Raw genomic sequence first — 19,413 nt, forward strand, 5'->3', positions numbered from 1 at the left:
TATACCGATGCGCCGCGTCGGAGGGTTGTTTTTAAACTGCAAAACGCGCAAAGATGACCGTTCTTGCGAACACTGCGCTCATTATAAAGGTAGTCCTCATGGATTGGGACAAGCTCAGAATATTTCACGCCGTGGCGGACGCGGGCAGCTTGACCCATGCGGGCGACAAGCTGAATTTGTCGCAATCTGCCGTCAGTCGCCAGATCCGCGGACTGGAAGAGCAGCTGAATACCAACCTTTTCCACCGCCATGCACGCGGCCTGATCCTGACCGAACAAGGCGAGCTGCTGTTCGACGCCACCGTCGCCATGTCCAAACGGCTTGATACCGCCGCTGCGCGCATCCGCGACAGTGAGGAAGAAGTCTTTGGCGAATTGCGTGTCACCACGACCACGGGCTTTGGCACCCTATGGCTGGCCCCGCGTCTGCCGAAGCTCTACGAGAAATACCCCGACCTCAAGGTCGACCTGATGCTCGAAGAGCGCGTCCTTGACCTGCCCATGCGCGAAGCCGATGTCGCCATCCGCATGAAAGAGCCGTCGCAAGCCGATCTGGTGCGCAAGAAGCTGATGATGATCAAGATGTGCATGTACGCCTCGCCCGCCTATCTTGCGGCGAACGGCACGCCCCAGCGGCTTGAGGATATGTCGGACCACCGCCTGATCTGCCAGAACACCGACAGCAACCAGGTGCATGCGGGTCTGAACCTGATCCAGCAGCTTATGATGCATGACGTGCGGTCGATGCTGACGGTGAACAACTACTTTGGCGTATTGCAAGCGGTGATCAACAACCTCGGGATCGGCGTTCTGCCCGACTACCTCATCCAAGACTTCCCCGACCTGGTGCAAGTTCTGCCAGAGACCGAGTCGGCGGATGTGCCCGTATTCCTTGCCTACCCCGAAGAATTGCGCGCCTCCAAGCGGGTCGCGGCCTTTAAAGACTTCGTGCAGGACGAGATCATTACCCACCGCAAACTGCTGCGCGAGAAAGAGTCCCACTAGCTATGCGAAAACCGCATAACGGGCATGTCATAGATTAACGATTCCATCCTTGAACCGTGCACGAACGCCACTTAATTGGGCGGTATGAAGACGGGCGGCTCCGCGCCGCTACTTCATACCTCCCTGTTGGACTCGGCCGAGCTTCGTGCTCGGCCTTTTTTTTGGCTATGGCCCTTCACGAGCCTTAGGTCTTTTCCCCGCGCTGCGCTTGATCTAAGAGGTGTGGCATATTGCTAGGGGAAAACGCGCACCATGACCGAACCAGCCATCACCCAAGACCTGATTTCCAGCCACGGCATCAATGCCGAAGAATATCAGCGTATTCTGGATATCATCGGGCGCGAACCCACCTTTACCGAACTGGGCATCTTTTCGGCCATGTGGAACGAACACTGTTCCTACAAGTCGTCGAAGAAATGGCTGCGTACCCTGCCGACCGAAGGCCCACAGGTGATCTGCGGACCGGGCGAGAATGCGGGCATCGTTGATATCGGCGACGGGCAAGCGCTGGTCTTCAAAATGGAAAGCCACAACCACCCGTCCTACATCGAACCCTATCAGGGTGCGGCGACTGGCGTGGGCGGCATCCTGCGGGACGTCTTTACGATGGGCGCGCGTCCGATCGCGGCGATGAACTCTCTTAGCTTCGGGTCGCCCGACCACCGCAAGACCCGTCAGCTGGTGCATGGCGTGGTTGCAGGCGTTGGCGGCTATGGTAACTGCTTTGGCGTGCCCACGGTGGGCGGCGAAGTGCGCTTTGACACCGCCTATGACGGCAACTGCCTTGTGAACGCCTTTGCGGCAGGTTTGGCCGACACCGACAAGATCTTCTATTCCGCCGCTTCCGGCGTTGGCATGCCGGTCGTTTACCTTGGTGCGAAAACCGGCCGCGACGGTGTGGGCGGCGCGACGATGGCATCGGCCGAGTTCGACGACACCATCGAAGACAAACGTCCCACGGTTCAGGTTGGCGACCCCTTCACCGAAAAACGCCTGATGGAAGCCACGCTCGAACTGATGGCGACCGGTGCCGTGATCTCCATTCAGGATATGGGCGCTGCGGGTCTGACCTGCTCTGCCGTGGAAATGGGCGATAAGGGCAACCTTGGTGTACGTCTGGACCTCGAAAAGGTCCCGACCCGCGAACACGCCATGACCGCCTACGAGATGATGCTGTCGGAATCCCAGGAACGGATGCTGATGGTCCTGCGCCCCGAGCTTGAGGCAGAGGCGAAGGCCGTCTTCGACAAATGGGACCTCGATTTCGCCATCGTGGGCGAAACAATCGCCGAAGACCGTTTCTTGATCGTGCACAATGGCGAGGTCAAAGCCGACCTGCCGCTTAAAGCGCTGTCAGGCAACGCGCCCGAATACGACCGCCCCTATGTCGAGACACCCGCAGCCGAACCGCTGTCGGATGTCCCCGGCATCGACCCCATCGACGGGTTGAGCGCGCTGATCTCCAGCCCGAACTACGCGTCCAAAGCGTGGGTGTTTGAACAATACGACACGATGGTCATGGGCGACAGCGCCCGCACCCCCGGTCTGGGATCAGGCATCGTACGCGTGCATGGCACCGACAAGGCGATCGCCTTTACCTCGGATGTGACGCCCCGCTACGTCAAGGCGAACCCTGTCGAAGGCGGCAAACAGGCCGTGGCCGAAGCCTACCGCAACCTCTGTGCCGTGGGGGCACTGCCGCTGGCGACCACAGACAACCTTAACTTCGGCAACCCCGAAAAGCCCGAGATCATGGGCCAGTTCGTCGGCGCGCTGAAAGGCATCGGCGAAGCGGTTGCCGCGCTGGACATGCCGATCGTATCGGGCAACGTGTCGCTGTATAACGAAACCGACGGCAAAGGCATTCTGCCCACCCCCACCATTGGCGCGGTCGGCCTGCTGAAGCACACGGACGAGATCATCGGCAAAGAGGTCCGCGAGGGCCATGTCGCTTTGGTTCTGGGGGCCACCGAAGGTCACATCGGACAATCCGCCCTGCTGCTTGAAGTGTTCAACCGCCGCGATGGCGACGCCCCCCATGTCGATCTGGCGCTGGAGAAGGCCCACGGTGAATTCATCCGTGCCAACCGCGCGTTGATCAAAGCCTGCACCGACCTGTCGGATGGCGGTCTGGCACTGGCAGCCTTTGAACTGGCGGACGAGGCCGGCGTCGGCGTGACCCTGGATTCTGCCGATACGCAGGTTCTGTTTGGCGAGGATCAAGCCCGCTATCTGATCGCCTGTAACTTCGATCAGGCCGAAGCCCTGATGATCGCCGCGCAAAACGCCGGTCTGCATCTGGAAAGCGTCGGCAAGTTCGGCGGGGATCAAGTCAACTTCGGCGGCGTCAAAGCGCCTTTGGCTGACCTGTCAGCGACCTATCGCGGGGCTTTTGCTGAAACCTTCGCCTAAGGGGTCGCCCCTATCATCTGCATCAAACGCGGTTTCTCGCCCCGGTCATCGGGGCGGGAGATCACCTCTGCCAGTTCTTGCAACGACGCAATCGAGTGACCGGCCCGAAAGCTGTCGGTGAAGGGCAACATCGCACGGATACCCGCCGCTTTGGGCGCGAACCCGTCCCACCGCAGCAGCGGATTTAGCCAGATCAGCCGACGTGCGGACAGGTGCAACCGCTGCATCTGTCGCGCCAGATCATCGGGCGCATCGCGGTCCAGCCCATCAGTGATCAACAGCACAACCGCACCCTGCCCCATGACCCGCCGCGACCAATCGCGGTTGAACGCCTCTATGCAGGCCCCGATGCGCGTGCCGCCCTCCCAATCCTGCGCCTCTGCCCCCGCCGCCTTGAGCGCTGCATCCACGTCGCGCGTCGCCAGATGGCGGGTGATATTGGTCAGCCGCGTGCCAAAGGTAAACGCATGCACTTGCGCCCACCCCGCGCCCTTGGCATTGCTCACCGCATGCAGGAAATGCAGCACCATGCGGGAATATTGGCTCATGGAACCGGAGATATCGCACAGCACCACCAGATTGGGATAGCGTGGGCGCGGGGTTTTCAGCACCAGCTTGTCCATCTCTCCGCCCCGGCGCAGCGCGGCCCGCAGGCTGCGCCCCGCGTCGATCCGCCCCCTTGGGGACGTCATGGCACGGCGGGACGGCACGGGTTTGACCGGCAGGCGCAACCGCGCCAGCATCTTTTTGGCCTCCGCCACCTCCCCGATGCTCATCAATTCGAAATCAAGACTACGCAGCCGTTCTTGCGAGGACATGGTCAGGCTGGCATCGACCTCGATCTCTGTCTCGCGCTCGTCTTGCGGTTCTTCGCGGTCGCGTTCCGGCGCTTCGGCACCGTCCAGCAATGCCTCTGCCGCGCGTTTCTCGGCGGCTTGAGCGGGGCGGTCTTCCTGCACGCCACGGATCGCGGGCAGCATCGCGGCCATCATATGTTCCAGATACCGCGGGTCGCGCCAATAAAGCCGGAAGAGCTGCGCAAAGATGGTCCGGTGTTCAGGACGGTTCACAAAGCAGGCGTGCAGGGTCCAGTAGAAGTCGGTTTTATCGGTGAACCCCGCCACCTCTACCGCGCGGATTGCGTCAATCACGCGACCGGGGCCAATAGGCAAACCGGCGCGACGCAGGGCACGGGCGAAATGGGTGATATTGCCGGCAAGTTTGGGGTTATCGGGCAAATCCAGGGGCAGATGTTCCATCAGGTCGCCAGCCGCCGGGGGCTGTCGGCCCCCGGACCCCCGAGGATTTTAGACCATTTGGAAGCGGCAGTATCCGTCAAGGGGTCGCGTCCAGCGTGGCTTTGGCTTGATCGAGGATGCGTTTCGCCTCTGATCCTTGCAGTTTGGCGATATCATCCTGGTATTTCAGGATCGCCCCAAGCGTATCCGCAATGGTTTCGGGGCTGAGGTTGATCACATCCAGCGCCAGCAGACATTTTGCCCAATCAATGGTTTCGGCCACGCCGGGCTTCTTGAACAGGTCCTCGGTCCGAAGGTGCTGGACAAAGGCCACGACCTCGCGGCTGAGCGCGGCCGAGGCTTCGGGGGCGCGGGCGGCCAGGATCTCCATCTCGCGGGGGAAATCGGGATAGTCGACCCAGTGATAGAGACAGCGGCGTTTGAGCGCGTCATGCACCTCGCGCGTGCGGTTCGAGGTCAGGATCACAATGGGGGGCTCAGGAGCCTTGATCGTGCCGAGTTCGGGGATCGTGACCTGAAAATCGCTGAGCGCCTCAAGCAGGAAGGCTTCGAACGGGGCGTCCGTGCGGTCAAGCTCGTCGATCAACAGGATGGGGGCGCCGCGTCCGTCAGGACGCATCGCTTCGAGCAAGGGGCGTTCGATCAGAAAGTCGTCGCTAAAGAGTTCTGTTGTGAGCTGCTGTCGCGAGCGATCGCCGGTGGCCTCAGCCGTGCGGATTGCCACCATCTGGGCAGGGAAGTTCCATTCGTAGACCGCCGTGGCGGCATCCAGCCCTTCATAGCATTGCAACCGGATCAACTTGCGGTCCAAGGCCAGCGCCAATGCTTTGGCGATCTCTGTCTTGCCGACGCCTGCCTCTCCCTCGAGGAACAGCGGCCGGCCCAAGGTCAGGCTCAGGAACACCACCGTGGCCAAAGGCCGCCCGCAGACATATCCCTGCCCCGCAAGCAGCTCTTGCACGGCGTCGATCGAAGGGGGCAGTTGCATGGCATTCTCCGGTTGTGATTGGGACGAGTGGTGCATTCTGATCCCGCGCGGTCAAGGGGTCTGCACGGGGTTCAGCAGACTCTATGCCTTGGAGCGACCACAGAATGTGCTATAAATGTGCTTCAAATCTCCGCATTTTCGCCTTAATGCGCCGATACCTCAGACCAAAAGCCAGGGGGTTTCCTGTGCCCAGATACGATTGAGGAAGTTTACCATGATCGATACCGCCGTAACGCTCGACACGTCTTTTGAGGACTATTCCAAAAGCGAGTGGATGGATGCTGTGAAGCAGGTCGCGCAGAATGGCGGGTTCTATGAAGCGCTCGGGTCACGACACCACGCGATGTTTCTGGAAAAATCCTCTACCCTGCTGGTTAGCTTTGAAACCATCAACGGGATGCGCGCCTTGTCATCGATGGCGCATCCTTTGGGGTGGGAAATGGTGCGCAGCGAAGGCTGGTCGCATCTTTGTCTGGCGTCAGAAGGGGACACATGGTTCCGGGACGCGCCAGTTTACGCGTTTTTCGACCGGCTGATCGACGATGGCTTTTTCGACGGCTTTGACCGCGTGGTCTTTTATGGCGCGGGTCCGGGCGGCTATGCGGCTGCGGCATTCTCTGTCGCGGCACCGGGGGCGAAGGTCGTTGCCATCCAGCCGCAAGCGACGCTGGACCCCAGCGTGACCGAATGGGACGATCGCTTTGTCGAGATGCGGCGCACGGATTTCACCTCCCGGTTCGGATATGCCCCCGATATGCTGGACGCGGCCGAGGCCGCTTTTGTGATCTATGACCCGACTGTGCCGCTGGACGCGATGCATGCCAGCCTCTTTACCCGCCCCAATGTGACCAAACTTCGGATGCGGCGGATGGGCACGGCGTTGCAATCGAAACTGCTGGAGCTTGACCAGTTCGAAAACCTGCTGACCCTTGCAGCCGATGGCGAGCTGACAATAGAAAGCTTTGCACGCATCGCCCGGGCGCGCCGCGATCACCGCCCCTATCTGAAAGGCCTGCTTGCCGCGCTGGAACGCGAGCAGCGCGATCCGTTGACGCTCACGCTATGCAATTTCGTGACAGGGCATATGTCGGCCCCTCGGTTTGTCCGGCGCAAAAAGCAGTTAGAGGCCGAACTGGCCCTGCGCGTCGCACAGGAAAACGGGACTGCAGAGGAACAGGATACGCCATCGCAGGATGCAGCCAAAACCACCGGCTGACGGTTGCTGCGGTCCCTTTGACCAACCCGAGACTAGCGCGCCCGCACGCCCTGTGCTAGCGGGGAGCCCATGACACAGACCCTCACGCTTCGACGCCCCGATGATTGGCACCTGCACCTGCGCGACGGCGCGATGCTGGACGCCGTGTTGCCCCATACCGCCGCGCATTTTGCCCGCGCCATCATCATGCCCAATCTGGTGCCCCCGGTGGTGCGCGGTGCCGATGCAGCCGCCTACCGCGATCGTATCCTGGCGGCACTGCCCGAGGGCGCGGATTTCAAACCGCTGATGACCCTGTATCTGACCGAGGATACCGATCCCGACGATGTGGCCGCCGCCCATGCCAGCGGGTTGATCACCGCGGTCAAGCTCTACCCCGCCGGTGCGACGACAAATTCAGCCAGCGGCGTGTCGAACTTTGACACTGTTGCGCCCGTGCTGGAACGCATGGCCGAGATCGGCCTGCCCCTGTGCACCCACGGCGAGGTAACCGACCCCGAGATCGACATTTTCGACCGCGAGGCCGTGTTCATCGACCGCGTGCTTGACCCGATCCGCACCCGTCATGCGGGGCTGAAAGTCGTGATGGAGCATATTACCACCGCCGACGCCGCCCAATATGTCACGGAAAGCACCGGCAATCTGGGCGCGACCATCACCACGCACCATCTGGTGATCAACCGCAACCATATCCTCGCCGGTGGGATCAAACCGCATTACTATTGCCTGCCCGTCGCCAAACGTGAAAGCCACCGTCTGGCCCTGCGCGCTGCCGCGACTTCGGGCGACGCGCGCTTCTTTCTGGGCACGGATTCCGCGCCTCACACGGACGCGAACAAGCTGCTGCCCTGCGGCTGTGCCGGCTGCTTTACCGCGCCCAATACGATGTCGATCTTGGCCGAGGTCTTTGAACAGGAAGACGCGCTGGACCAATTGGAACGGTTTACCTCGCTGAACGGGCCGGATTTCTACGGGCTGGCCCCGAACGAGGCGACGATGACGCTGACCCGCACACCGGCGACCTACCCCGATCACATCGACACGCCCGACGGGCCGGTCACCGTGTTCGATCCGATGATGCCGCTGAACTGGTCCGTCACCGACTGACGCCCCCCCCTACCAAAGACAGTTTGCCGGTCGCAGCAGGATGAGACCGGCCACCACCGCCCTCAACGCCAAGGCCCCAAAAGGAACGCATGACATGATCCCCACCAGCTACCCCGACTCTACCGAAATGGCGCGCTTGACCGCGCGGATGTTGCTGGAGATCAAGGCCGTTCATTTCAACGCGGCAGAGCCCTTTACCCTCGCCTCCGGCCTGCCGAGCCCGACCTATATCGATTGCCGCAAGCTGATCAGCTATCCGCGCATCCGCGCCACCTTGATGGACTTCCTGACCGTCACAGTGATGCGCGAAGCGGGGTTCGAGGCGTTTGACAATATCGCGGGCGGTGAAACCGCGGGCATCCCCTTTGCCGCGATGGTGGCCGAGCGCATGGCGCTGCCCATGACCTATGTGCGCAAGAAGCCCAAAGGCTATGGCCGCAACGCCCGCATCGAAGGTGAAATGACCGAAGGCCAACGGGTTTTACTGGTCGAGGATCTAACCACCGATGGCGGCTCGAAGATCAGCTTTGTCGACGCGATTCGCGATACCGGTGCAACCTGCGCGCATACGGCGGTGATCTTTTACTACGGCATTTTTCCGCAGACAGAAAAGACCTTGGGCGATCACGGGGTTACGTTGCACAGCCTGTGCACCTGGTGGGATGTGCTGGCAGAGGCCAAAGCGCAGAACGCGTTTGACACAGAAACCCTGACCGAAGTCGAAGCCTTCCTGAACGCGCCCGAAGCGTGGCAGGATGCGCGGAAAAAAACCTAAGCAATCCACATGATATTGTGTCGCGTGGTGTAAAATCACGCGACATATGCTACGCTAGCGCAGAGATCAGGTTATCCACAGCTTATAAAGATTGCGGGATGACGGGCGGCTCGGGTAGATAAGCCTCGGGTCATTAATCAGTGGGGCAACACGTAGCATGAACGAGATTTCAAGCATCGACGGTAACCAGCTAACGGTTCAAGCGGCCGAGACAATGCCGCATTCCATCGAAGCGGAACAGCAGTTGTTGGGCGCGATCCTGACCAACAACGATATCTACGACCGCGTGGCGTCTGTCATCGGTCCCAAGCATTTCTACGACCCCGTTCACGCCCGTATTTTCGAGATCGCCGCCGCGCGGATCGCCAAGAACAACCTTGCCTCCCCCGTGACGCTCAAGGCGTTTATGGAGGATGACGAAGGGCTGAAAGAGCTGGGTGGCCCCGCCTATCTGGTGCGCCTTGCCGGTGCCGCGATCAGCGCCTTTGCCGTGCGCGACTATGCGCAGATGATCTATGATCTGGCGGTGCGCCGCGACCTGATCCAGCTAGGCCGTGACATCGCGGCCAAAGCCGCACAGGTCGATGTCGCGTCAGAGCCGCGCGAACAGATCGTCGAGGCCGAACAGAAGCTCTATAAGCTCGCCGAGCAGGGTCAGACCGAAAGCGGTTTCCAGAGCTTTCTGAAAGCCGTGACCGACGCGGTCAACGTGGCCAATGCGGCCTACCAGCGCGACGGTGGCCTATCCGGTGTCTCTACCGGTCTGATTGATATGGATAAAAAGCTGGGCGGTTTGCACCCCTCTGACCTTTTGATCCTTGCCGGTCGTCCGTCGATGGGGAAAACCTCGCTTGCGACGAACATCGCCTTCAACGTCGCCAAAGCCTACCGCCGGGGCACCTTGCATGACGGCACCGAAGGCGCTGTAGATGGTGGCGTTGTCGGGTTCTACAGCCTCGAGATGAGCGCGGAGCAGTTGGCTGCGCGTATCCTGTCCGAAGCGGCCGAGATCCCGTCCCACCAGATCCGGTCGGGTGATATGACAGAGACCGAATTCCGCCGTTTCGTCGATGCCGCCAAAGCGCTGGAAGCCTGCCCGCTTTATATCGACGACACGCCCGCCCTGCCGATCAGCCAGCTGGCCGCCCGTGCGCGGCGGCTCAAGCGGACGCACGGGCTGGACGTGTTGATTATCGACTACCTCCAGCTGGTACGCGGGACGGGCAAAGGCGAAAACCGGGTGAACGAAATCTCGGAAATCACCATGGGCCTCAAGGCCATCGCGAAAGAGCTCAACATTCCCGTGATCGCCCTGTCGCAGCTGTCGCGTCAGGTGGAAAACCGCGAAGATAAACGCCCGCAGCTGTCGGACTTGCGTGAATCCGGGTCGATCGAACAGGATGCCGACGTCGTGATGTTCGTGTTCCGCGAGGAGTACTATAAGGAACGCGAAAAGCCCGGCGATCACGAGCTGGATAAAATGGCGATCTGGCAAGAAGAGATGGAGCGTCTGCACGGTCGCGCCGAAGTGGTCATCGGCAAGCAGCGTCACGGCCCGATTGGTACTGTCGATCTCAGCTTTGAAGGGCGCTACACCCGCTTTGGCAACCTTGTGAAACCGTGGCAGAGTGAAAATGGCGGCGGCGATCAGGAGTTCTGATCGCCACACCCCGTTAATTTGATGAATACACGCCCTGTGCGGAGGTCAGACAACCGCCGCGCGGGCGATCTCTGTCTCTGACAGGTTGTATTTCGCGGCAAAGCGCTCCCGCGCTGCGATCAGCCTTGGGTCATTGGGTCGCATCCCCAAAGTACGAATAAATTCAATCCGTTGCTGGTGCTTTAGCGCCTCGCGGTCAATCGCCGTCCCCATCGCGCGGTCAATCACGGCCCCGCCGGGGCTGACGTGGAACCACTTGCTGAAATCGCGGAAGTGATGCTGGTTGTGGAGCGTGGTCACATAACGCTCTACCCGCGTTTTTGACACGTTCACATGGGCGGTCATGTGGAACCACTCATAGACCAGAAAGGTCAGCACCCCGCCCACTGGCACGATGGCCACGGCAATCCAGCCCGCCTGCGGCACACCCAATAGGGCAAGAACACCCCACAGCACCCCTCCGTTCACCAGTAGCATCGGCAAAGCGACCCAGATCGGCACGAAAAACAGTTTGGTGTTGGTCGGGAAATCATGATGACCGTAGTGCGCCATATACAGCAGGTTGAATGCCCATTGCGCCCGCGGGGGCGACAGGTGGAACACATAGCGGTGCAGGTTGTATTCATTCAGCATCTGCGCGGCGACCCCCAAGGGGATCAGCGCCCAGACCCATAGCGGCGCGAACAGCGCCAATCCCACCAGCCCCGCCCCACAGGCGACCGCCATCACCACGACGGCCGCATGCGAGAACATGATACGCAAGCGCATCATCAGTGGTGCCCCTTACTCGGGCGACAGGGTTTCATAGCGCAACCCTTTGGCGGTGTCCTTGTCGAACCCCTTCCAATAGCTGTGATCCTCCTTCGGGGTGCCATCCTCGTTCATCGACCAGACCCCGTCGTTGGAGTTTTCGACCAGATCAAGATAGGCCCCCATCTCGGCATCGCCCTTGAGGTGCTGCGCCATCCAGACGGTGGCGAAATGCTGCGCGATGTTGTTCATGCGCACCGTGTCCCAGACCGGATCGGTATAGTGGCCCGACACGTTGAACCCCAGATCAGCGTCATCGCGAAAGGATTCCGCAGGCGCAGGCATCGGGGCCGCCGCATTATGGCCGCCGTTTTCAAAGGTCAGCAAGGCGCGGTCGACGCTGCTGGCGTTTTCCCAAATGGCGCGCACGCCTTTTTCGTAAAGCGATACCATATCCTCGGACCCGGCCATGAACAGCATGGGGATCTGGACGCCCTTCAAGCCTTCGGCATCCCAGAAGCCTGTGTTCATGCCCCAGGGGCCGATCGCGATGGCGGTTTTGATCCTTGGGTCGGGCAGGTTGTTATGCGTCTCGGACCCCGCCTGATGGATGCCCAAAGTGCCATGCGGCCCGCCCCAGCCATAGCCGACCGACGCTTCGGTCACGCCACCACCTGCGGTGATCACCGCGCCGTAGCCGCCCATGGAATAGCCGATCAAACCGGTGTTATCCGCATCCACCAACCCATTGAGAAAAGAGCTTTCGTCTTGCGACAGACGCGCCATTTCATCCAGCACGAAAAGCTGGTCCAGCGACCGGTTCACCAGCGTAGAGCCAAAGGCCGCCTGCGTGCGATAGGTGGAATCCAGGTGATCGATCGACGCCACGACATAGCCCTTCGACGCGATATTCTCGGCCAGATGGGACATCAGGAAGCGGTTGCCGGGATAGCCGTGGGAAACGATGACCAGCGGATAGGCCGCGTCGGGCTGTGCGGGTTCCGCGTCGCGCATGGCTTTGCCTTGCAAGGTGACCTCAGTCTTGCCATCGCGGATGAACGCCTTGATCGCGGTGTCGCCGGTGGCCCCGTCCGCGGCGGGGTACCAGACCTCGACCGTCAGCGGGCGATCATAGCGCGGCAGGGTTTCAGGTTTGTCCGCTGCGGGATCGATGGACAGGATATCGATCTGGTCCTTATGCACCAGGTCAAGCTGGCGCACGCCGATCGCTTCGTCGCCATAGGCCGCCATATCAGGGGCTGTGGGCATCTGGGTATCGATCCGGTTCTCGGCCAGCGCCATAGGCGCGGTCATCGCCGTGACCACCGCCAGCACGGGCCCCGTTGTCATTGTTGAAACTCGCATTGAACTCTCTCCCGTTTTATATCCGGCTACTGCGCGCAGCCTGTCTTTTGTCAGGAACCAAGCTATCGCGTTCGCGCCACCATGCAAGCATCATGCGAAGGTTTCGTTACGTTAGGGAAATGGACCAAACACTCCGCCCGCGTCCCCGCAAGGCGAGGGATTATTGGCCGGTGGCCTTGGTCGTGGCTTGACCTTGGCGGGCATACGGTCAAAACAAATCCCATGACAACAGCCACCCTCTCTATCGACCTCAATGCGATTGCCGCCAATTGGCAGGCGCTGAACAAAATGACCGGCTGCGACACCGGTGCCGTGATCAAGGCAAACGCCTATGGTCTGGGCATTGACCGCGTGGCCCCGGTTCTCGCCGCCCAAGGCGCGCGCAAGTTCTTTGTCGCTGTCGCGGAAGAGGGCGTGGCCCTGCGTCGCGTGTTGGGGCCCGGCCCTGCGATCAACGTCTTTGCGGGGCATATGCCCGGTGACGCCGATATGATCCGGTCCGCCGCACTGACGCCGATGATCAATTCGGTCGACCAGATGATCGCCCATGTCGAAGCCCTGCCCGGCCATCGTTTCGGGGTGCAGCTGAACAGCGGCATGAACCGCCTTGGCATGGACCCCGCGGAATGGGCCGCGCTGCGCGACATCGCCCTGGCGCAGAACCCGACCTTGATCATGTCGCATCTGGCCTGCGCGGATGAACCGAACCACCCGATGAATGCCCGCCAACTCAAGACCTTCCGCGAGATGACGGATGGGTTGGACGTGCCACGATCCTTGGCCGCGACGGGGGGGATCATGCTTGGCCGTGACTACCACTTTGACCTGACCCGCCCGGGCATCGGGGTCTACGGCGGATTGCCCTTCGCCGATGCGATGCCGGTGGTGACGCTGGATGTGCCTGTCATTCAGGTGCGCGAAGTCGCCACGGGCCAGACCGTCGGCTATGGCTGCGCCTGGACGGCACCCCGCCCGACATTGGTCGCGACGGTTGCTGCGGGTTATGCCGACGGGTTGATCCGCGCCTTGGGCAACGGGGCCACTTTCACCCACGAGGGGCGCAAACTGCCCGTTGTTGGCCGTGTCTCTATGGATCTGATCACCGTCGATGTGACCAACCTGACAGAGGTGCCAGAGCATTTGCAGCTGATCGGGAACTATCAGTCTGTTGATACGGTCGCCGGGTTTGCGGGCACCATCGGCTACGAGGTGCTGACCGCGCTTGGCGCGCGCTATGACCGGGTCTATGTGGAGTGATGGGGCACGCCCCCGCGCAGATCGCTTTGATATGCTGCTGCGCGTCGCAAACCTGTCTCTGCTGATCCTCTACCCTGTTGCATGGGCCGCGCCCCTTTTGCGGGCGGGCGTGCTGCCGCTGTTCGGGCTCACCGAAATCTCTGTCCTGAGCGGTCTGAAATCCCTTTGGGACACCGACCTGTTTCTGGCGATGATCGTCGCGTTTTTTGCCCTTATCGCACCCTATGTGAAGACCGTCGGCCTGACGCTGGTTCAGTTCCACCTGATCGGCCCACGCGCCCTTCCCGTCTTGCAGACAATCGGCAAATTGGCGATGGCGGATGTGTTTCTGATCGCGCTTTATGTGACCCTGTCAAAGGGGATAGGCATCGGGCGGATCGAGACGGCTTGGGGGCTATACCTGTTCACAGGCTGCATCCTCGCATCCCTGTTTATCGGGCACCGCGCGCAGAAAATCGCCTAAGCAAGCCGGCGTTTTCACGCGACCAATCCACCCGCCTGGGTAGAATTGCTCGGAATTTCCCAAGTAAATTCGATTCATTTACGGAAATTTCAAGATTTTCTTCGCCTTTTGCCAACATCGGCATATTCTTGCTTACAACAGCAACTCAAGCACAAGGTGAGACAGATGAACGCGTTGACGGCACTTATTCAGTATCTTTTTCAAAGACTCGCATTCGCGGTTTTCGCTGTTGCCGCCGTGGCGATCACCGTCTGTACCGTTATGGCCGCGCTTAGCCAATGGGCCTGGATTGAACTGCCGCTCAACTATGACGGGCAACCCGTTGAGAATGCAGGGATGTATGCGCAGATCGGCCTGACCATTCTGGCCGTGGGCATCTGCTTTTTCATCCCCACCAACCGCCGCATCATGCAGCTTGAGACATCGCACCGCAAATTTGCGCTGAACATGGATGACATCACCCGCGCCTACGGGGCGGTGCATGCGGCGGATCGGGGTGACGTTTTTCACATGTCTTCCGAATTCGACTCGGTCCGCGAACGGCTGGCCTATCTGCGCGATCACCCTGATCTCAGCACGCTTGAACCCGCCCTTCTGGAAGTCGCCGCGCAGATGAGCCACATCTCGAAAGAGCTGGCGACCGTCTATGCCGACGAGAAAATCGAACGCGCGCGCAATTTCCTCAAGCAGCGTCAGGAAGAAGTGAACCTCTTCAACAGCCGTCTGGATCAGGCCAAAGGCATCACGTCCGAAATGAAGCACTGGCTGCACGAGGTCGAGCTGGAAGAAAGCGTGGCCGCAGCACAGCTGGACCGCCTGCGCGCCGAAATGCGCGAGATCATGCCCGAACTGGGAATCGAACGTAGGGTATCGGCGGATGAAATGGCCCGCGATTCACGCGTGGTAGAGCTGCCGCCCAAAGCAGCGGAGTAACCCCGCGCAGGCACCAAGGTTTTGCTTTGACGTTTCCCCTTTGTTCGGCCAGAAAGACGCATGGCTAAATCTCCCGTTACATTTTCGTGCACGGCTTGCGGTGCGACCTATAACAAATGGTCCGGGCGCTGTGATGCCTGCGGCGAATGGAATACGATCCAGCAGGACAAGGGCATTTCATCCGGCCCACCCAGCAAATCGCTTGGCACCCGTCGCGGCGCGGCGATGGTGCTGACCGACCTCACCACCAAGGACACGCCCCCGCCCCGCAGCCAATCCGGCATTGCCGAGCTGGACCGCGTTTTGGGCGGCGGGCTGGTACCGTCCTCTGCCATTCTGGTGGGCGGCGATCCGGGCATCGGGAAATCCACCCTTTTGCTGCAAGCAGCGGCCCATTTTGCCCGCAGCGGTTTGAAAACAATCTACGTCAGCGGAGAGGAAGCCTCGGCGCAGGTCCGTATGCGTGCGCAGCGTTTGGGGCTGTCCGACGCCTCGGTGCAGTTGGCCGCCGAAACCAATCTGCGCGATATCCTGACCACGCTTGAAGAGGTGAAGCCCGATCTGGTCATCATCGATTCGATACAGACCATGTGGGCCGATAACGTCGATTCCGCCCCCGGGTCCGTCAGTCAGGTCCGCGCCGCCGCGCACGAGCTGACAAGCTTTGCCAAACGGCGCGGCGTTTCCGTGATTCTTGTGGGGCATGTCACCAAGGACGGGCAGATCGCGGGGCCGCGCGTGGTCGAGCATATGGTCGATACCGTGCTGTATTTCGAGGGCGAGCGCGGCCACCAGTTCCGTATCCTGCGCGCGGTCAAGAACCGCTTTGGCCCCGCAGACGAGATCGGCGTGTTCGAAATGACCGGCGAAGGGCTGGCAGAGGTCACCAACCCCTCTGCCCTGTTTCTGTCCGAACGCGGCACACCCGCCGCGGGCTCAGTGGTTTTCGCAGGTATCGAAGGCACCCGCCCTGTTTTATGCGAGCTTCAGGCGCTTGTGGCCCCGTCGCCTCATTCGCAGGCGCGGCGTACGGTCGTGGGCTGGGACGGGGGACGGCTGGCGATGATCCTCGCCGTGCTAGAGGCCCGTTGCGGCATCCCCTTTGCGGGGCTTGATGTTTACCTCAACGTGGCGGGCGGCATGAAAATCTCGGAGCCGGCGGCGGATTTGGCGGTCGCGGCCGCCTTGCTCAGCGCGCGCGAAGACGTGGCCTTGCCCGCGGAAACCGTTGTTTTCGGCGAAATCAGCCTATCCGGTGCGCTACGCCCCGCCAGTCAGACCGAAAACAGGTTGAAAGAAGCGCAAAAACTTGGTTTTACCAGCGCCATCGCGCCCGCGGGCGGAAAACCGGTGGGCAAGAACGGCATAACGCTTAACACCATGAGCGATCTCACCGGATTTGTAGGCGAAATATTCGGGGCTGGCTAACCGCCCCTTCAAGGAAGGCAAGACGACCATGGAAGGTTTTACCATCATTGACGGGGTTGTGGCGCTTGTCATCGTTCTGTCGGCTTTGCTGGCTTATGGCCGCGGGCTTGTACGCGAATTTATGGCGATCGTGGGCTGGATTGCCGCCGCGATCCTTGCGTTTCTCTTCGCGCCGCAGGTTGAACCGCTGGTGTCAGAGATCCCTGTTGTGGGCGAATTCCTTGCCGATAGTTGTGAACTATCGATCATCGGGGCCTTTGCCATCGTCTTTGCCATCGCGCTGATTGTGGTCTCGCTGTTCACCCCGCTGTTTTCGTCGCTGGTGCAGCGCTCTGTTCTGGGTGGTCTGGATCAGGGGCTCGGGTTTCTTTTCGGCGTGGCGCGCGGCATCCTCTTGGTCGCCATCGCCTTCTTTGTCTATGACACCGTGATCACCGGCCAGACCTTCACCATGGTGGACGAAAGCCGGTCGGCACAGGTCTTCGGGCGCTTTACCGGCCAGATCGAAGAGCAGAACCCGGAAGCCGCATTGGGCTGGATCACCACCCGCTACGAGGCGTTGGTTGGGGCCTGCGGTGCCTAATCGCCGCTGACACTGCCAAAAGTTAAACATGCGCCCCCGTTTTCGGGGGCGTTTGCGTTTCTGCCATATGTTGCATCGCAGCATATGCGGGGGCAAAATGTAACGGCGGGGTGACAAGGCCCGCCCAAAGTCCTACATAGCCCCTATCCCTTCATCGGATTCGGAGTTGCCCCGTTGTCCAAGATCATGCCCCCCGCGCACCCGTTTGATTCCTCCTATCTGCGTGATGCAGATGACGGGGATAAACTCAAAGAAGAATGCGGGGTGTTCGGCGTGATCGGCGTTGCAGACGCCTCGAACTTTGTGGCCCTCGGCCTGCACGCGTTGCAGCACCGTGGTCAGGAAGCCGGCGGGATCGTCAGCTATGACCCCGCTGCCGGTTTCCAGTCCGCCCGCCGCTTCGGCTATGTGCGCGACAACTTCACCTCGCAAAAGGTGATGGAGACGCTGCCCGGCGAACTGTCTATCGGGCATGTGCGTTATTCGACCTCTGGTCACAAAGGCCCGACAGCGATCCGCGATGTGCAGCCCTTCTTTGGCGAATTCGCCATGGGCGGTGCCGCGATTGCCCATAATGGCAATATCACCAACGCCAACGCCCTGCGCCGCGAGCTGATTGAACGCGGGTCGATCTTCCAGTCCTCGTCGGACAGCGAATGTATCATCCACCTGATGGCGCGGTCCCTGCAACGCAACATTCCCGAACGCATGGAAGACGCGCTGCGCCGTGTCGAAGGCGCGTTTTCGGTCGTGGCGATGACCCGTACCAAGCTGATCGGCGTGCGCGATCCTTTGGGCGTGCGCCCGCTGGTTCTGGGCAAGCTTGGCGACGGTTGGGCGCTCAGCTCTGAGACCTGCGCGCTGGACATCATCGGTGCCGAATTCGTCCGCGAGATCGAGCCCGGCGAGATGGTCGTGATCACCCCTTCGGGCGTCGAAAGCCATTTCCCCTTCCGCCGTGTCGCATCGCGTTTCTGTATCTTTGAACACGTCTATTTCAGCCGCCCCGACAGCATCCTTGGCGGTCGTTCGGTCTATGAAACCCGCGAAGCCATCGGGCGCGAGCTGGCCAAGGAATCGCCGGTAGAGGCGGATCTTGTCTGCCCCGTCCCCGACAGCGGCACCCCTGCGGCCATCGGTTTCAGCCTCGAATCGGGTATTCCCTATGCGATGGGGATTATCCGCAACCAATACATGGGCCGGACCTTCATCGAACCGACCGAGCAGATCCGCAACATGGGCGTGAGGCTAAAGCTCAACGTGAACCGCGCGCTGATCAAGGGCAAGCGGGTCATTCTGGTCGACGATTCGGTTGTGCGTGGCACCACCAGCCGCAAGATCAAAGAGATGATCCTTGATGCCGGCGCGAAAGAGGTCCACTTCCGCATTGCTTCGCCCCCCACCGCGTGGCCCTGTTTCTACGGTGTGGACACGCCGCAACGTGAAAAGCTGCTGGCGGCCACCATGTCCGAAGAGGAAATGCGCGAGCATTTGCAAGTGGATAGCCTCAAGTTCATTTCGCTCGACGGGCTTTACCGCGCCGTGGGCGAGGCAGAGGGGCGCAACAACAAGTGCCCTCAATATTGCGATGCGTGCTTCTCGGGCGATTACCCCGTCACCCCTGCCGACCAGATCAATCAAGGGTTCGAGATGAAGCCAGCCGCCGAATAAAGCCGCCGCTTCGCGACAAGTTCCGCAAGGGCGGGCGCAGGGTTCAACCCCTCGCCCGCCCTTTTGCTATTGCGCGCCCCCGTACCGCTGGCAAAGCTTTGCCGACGTGCAAGCCAGTCTTTGCCAGCTTCCCCCGCGCCCTCTTTCGGCTGTCAGGCAGCTTTGTTAGCCCCTCGGTCTAACCATTCTTTGCCCCCCTAAGCGCAGCAAGAGGCACCCATGTCGACTGACGAAAAAGGCACTCCGACCCCGCAGAAAACACTTAATCTGGCAACGCAGCAGGCGTCCCTGCCCAAGCTCGCCCTGATTGGGACCTTCGGCAGCCTGACCGACCCCGGCGCGTTGATCCGCGATGGCCGCGGACGCATTCACCGCGTGACCTTGAACGACAAGATCAGCGACGGCATCGTCGCCGCCATTGGCGACGACAGCGTGGTTCTGGCGCAGCGCGGGCGCACGGTGACGCTCAAACTTCCCAAAGGGTGAAACGCCCCGCGACATGACCACGTGTGCCGCGCCCCTCTTGACGGGGGGCGGTGGCT

The 19,413-nt window shown here is 60.9% G+C and carries 17 protein-coding genes; 13 read left to right on the forward strand and 4 right to left on the reverse strand.

The window, feature by feature from the left end:
• Positions 1-98 precede the first annotated feature (98 nt).
• Positions 99-1,004 (forward strand): LysR family transcriptional regulator, encoded by a 906-nt coding sequence (locus AB1495_RS00175; protein WP_005853880.1) that lies wholly within the window; start codon positions 99-101, stop codon positions 1,002-1,004.
• Between the two features lie 252 nt (positions 1,005-1,256).
• Positions 1,257-3,416: a phosphoribosylformylglycinamidine synthase subunit PurL gene (gene purL / locus AB1495_RS00180; RefSeq protein ID WP_005853882.1), complete on the forward strand. Its 2,160-nt coding sequence runs from the start codon at positions 1,257-1,259 to the stop codon at positions 3,414-3,416.
• Here the strand turns inward: purL and AB1495_RS00185 are convergent.
• Both AB1495_RS00185 and AB1495_RS00190 read right to left on the reverse strand, forming a co-directional pair.
• Positions 3,413-4,675, reverse strand: a complete 1,263-nt coding sequence (locus tag AB1495_RS00185) for a VWA domain-containing protein (protein WP_074634390.1) — start codon at positions 4,673-4,675, stop codon at positions 3,413-3,415. The two genes, purL and AB1495_RS00185, sit on opposite strands and share 4 nt — an antisense overlap.
• Before the next feature lie 76 nt (positions 4,676-4,751).
• Positions 4,752-5,663 (reverse strand): MoxR family ATPase, encoded by a 912-nt coding sequence (locus AB1495_RS00190; protein WP_037944437.1) that lies wholly within the window; start codon positions 5,661-5,663, stop codon positions 4,752-4,754.
• Between the two features lie 214 nt (positions 5,664-5,877).
• On the opposite strand from AB1495_RS00190, the gene AB1495_RS00195 reads away from it, so the two are divergent.
• The 4 genes from AB1495_RS00195 (at position 5,878) to AB1495_RS00210 (ending at position 10,421) form a co-directional block, all read left to right on the forward strand.
• Positions 5,878-6,879, forward strand: coding sequence for a phosphoadenosine phosphosulfate reductase (locus AB1495_RS00195; RefSeq protein WP_074634392.1), 1,002 nt, complete (start codon positions 5,878-5,880; stop codon positions 6,877-6,879).
• Positions 6,880-6,948: 69 nt separating this feature from the next.
• Positions 6,949-7,986, forward strand: coding sequence for a dihydroorotase (gene pyrC / locus AB1495_RS00200; RefSeq protein ID WP_074634394.1), 1,038 nt, complete (start codon positions 6,949-6,951; stop codon positions 7,984-7,986).
• A 94-nt stretch (positions 7,987-8,080) separates the two neighbouring features.
• A complete protein-coding gene (locus AB1495_RS00205) occupies positions 8,081-8,761 on the forward strand; it encodes an orotate phosphoribosyltransferase (protein WP_005853893.1) in 681 nt (226 codons plus the stop codon).
• 157 nt (positions 8,762-8,918) lie between these two features.
• Positions 8,919-10,421, forward strand: coding sequence for a replicative DNA helicase (locus AB1495_RS00210; protein ID WP_005853895.1), 1,503 nt, complete (start codon positions 8,919-8,921; stop codon positions 10,419-10,421).
• A gap of 45 nt (positions 10,422-10,466) precedes the next feature.
• Here the strand turns inward: AB1495_RS00210 and AB1495_RS00215 are convergent, their stop codons facing one another.
• Positions 10,467-11,192, reverse strand: a complete 726-nt coding sequence (locus tag AB1495_RS00215) for a sterol desaturase family protein (protein WP_074634395.1) — start codon at positions 11,190-11,192, stop codon at positions 10,467-10,469.
• 12 nt (positions 11,193-11,204) lie between these two features.
• Positions 11,205-12,521 carry a dienelactone hydrolase family protein gene (locus tag AB1495_RS00220; protein ID WP_074634397.1) on the reverse strand — a complete coding sequence of 439 codons (1,317 nt, stop codon included), beginning with the start codon at positions 12,519-12,521 and terminating at the stop codon, positions 11,205-11,207.
• 237 nt (positions 12,522-12,758) lie between these two features.
• Here AB1495_RS00220 and alr point away from each other — a divergent pair, with 237 nt between their 5' ends.
• The 7 genes from alr (at position 12,759) to AB1495_RS00255 (ending at position 19,357) form a co-directional block, all read left to right on the forward strand.
• Complete coding sequence (gene alr, locus AB1495_RS00225; protein WP_074634399.1) at positions 12,759-13,793, forward strand: alanine racemase; 1,035 nt, start codon at positions 12,759-12,761, stop codon at positions 13,791-13,793.
• Complete coding sequence (locus AB1495_RS00230; RefSeq protein WP_074634400.1) at positions 13,783-14,256, forward strand: paraquat-inducible protein A; 474 nt, start codon at positions 13,783-13,785, stop codon at positions 14,254-14,256. The genes alr and AB1495_RS00230 overlap by 11 nt, the downstream gene beginning before the upstream one ends.
• 165 nt (positions 14,257-14,421) lie before the next feature.
• Entirely contained in the window at positions 14,422-15,189 is a 768-nt protein-coding gene (locus AB1495_RS00235; RefSeq protein ID WP_074634402.1) for a DNA repair protein, read from the forward strand.
• Between the two features lie 60 nt (positions 15,190-15,249).
• On the forward strand, positions 15,250-16,617 hold the full coding sequence (gene radA, locus AB1495_RS00240) for a DNA repair protein RadA (protein WP_005853906.1): 1,368 nt from the start codon (positions 15,250-15,252) through the stop codon (positions 16,615-16,617).
• 28 nt (positions 16,618-16,645) lie between these two features.
• Positions 16,646-17,200, forward strand: coding sequence for a CvpA family protein (locus tag AB1495_RS00245; RefSeq protein WP_005853908.1), 555 nt, complete (start codon positions 16,646-16,648; stop codon positions 17,198-17,200).
• Positions 17,201-17,386: 186 nt separating this feature from the next.
• A complete protein-coding gene (purF, locus tag AB1495_RS00250; RefSeq protein ID WP_037944446.1) occupies positions 17,387-18,871 on the forward strand; it encodes an amidophosphoribosyltransferase in 1,485 nt (494 codons plus the stop codon).
• 219 nt (positions 18,872-19,090) lie between these two features.
• Positions 19,091-19,357, forward strand: coding sequence for a hypothetical protein (locus tag AB1495_RS00255; RefSeq protein WP_005853915.1), 267 nt, complete (start codon positions 19,091-19,093; stop codon positions 19,355-19,357).
• The last annotated feature ends 56 nt before the right edge of the window (positions 19,358-19,413 follow it).

It is taken from the genome of Sulfitobacter pontiacus (genome assembly GCF_040790665.1).
GTDB classification, from domain to species: domain Bacteria; phylum Pseudomonadota; class Alphaproteobacteria; order Rhodobacterales; family Rhodobacteraceae; genus Sulfitobacter; species Sulfitobacter pontiacus.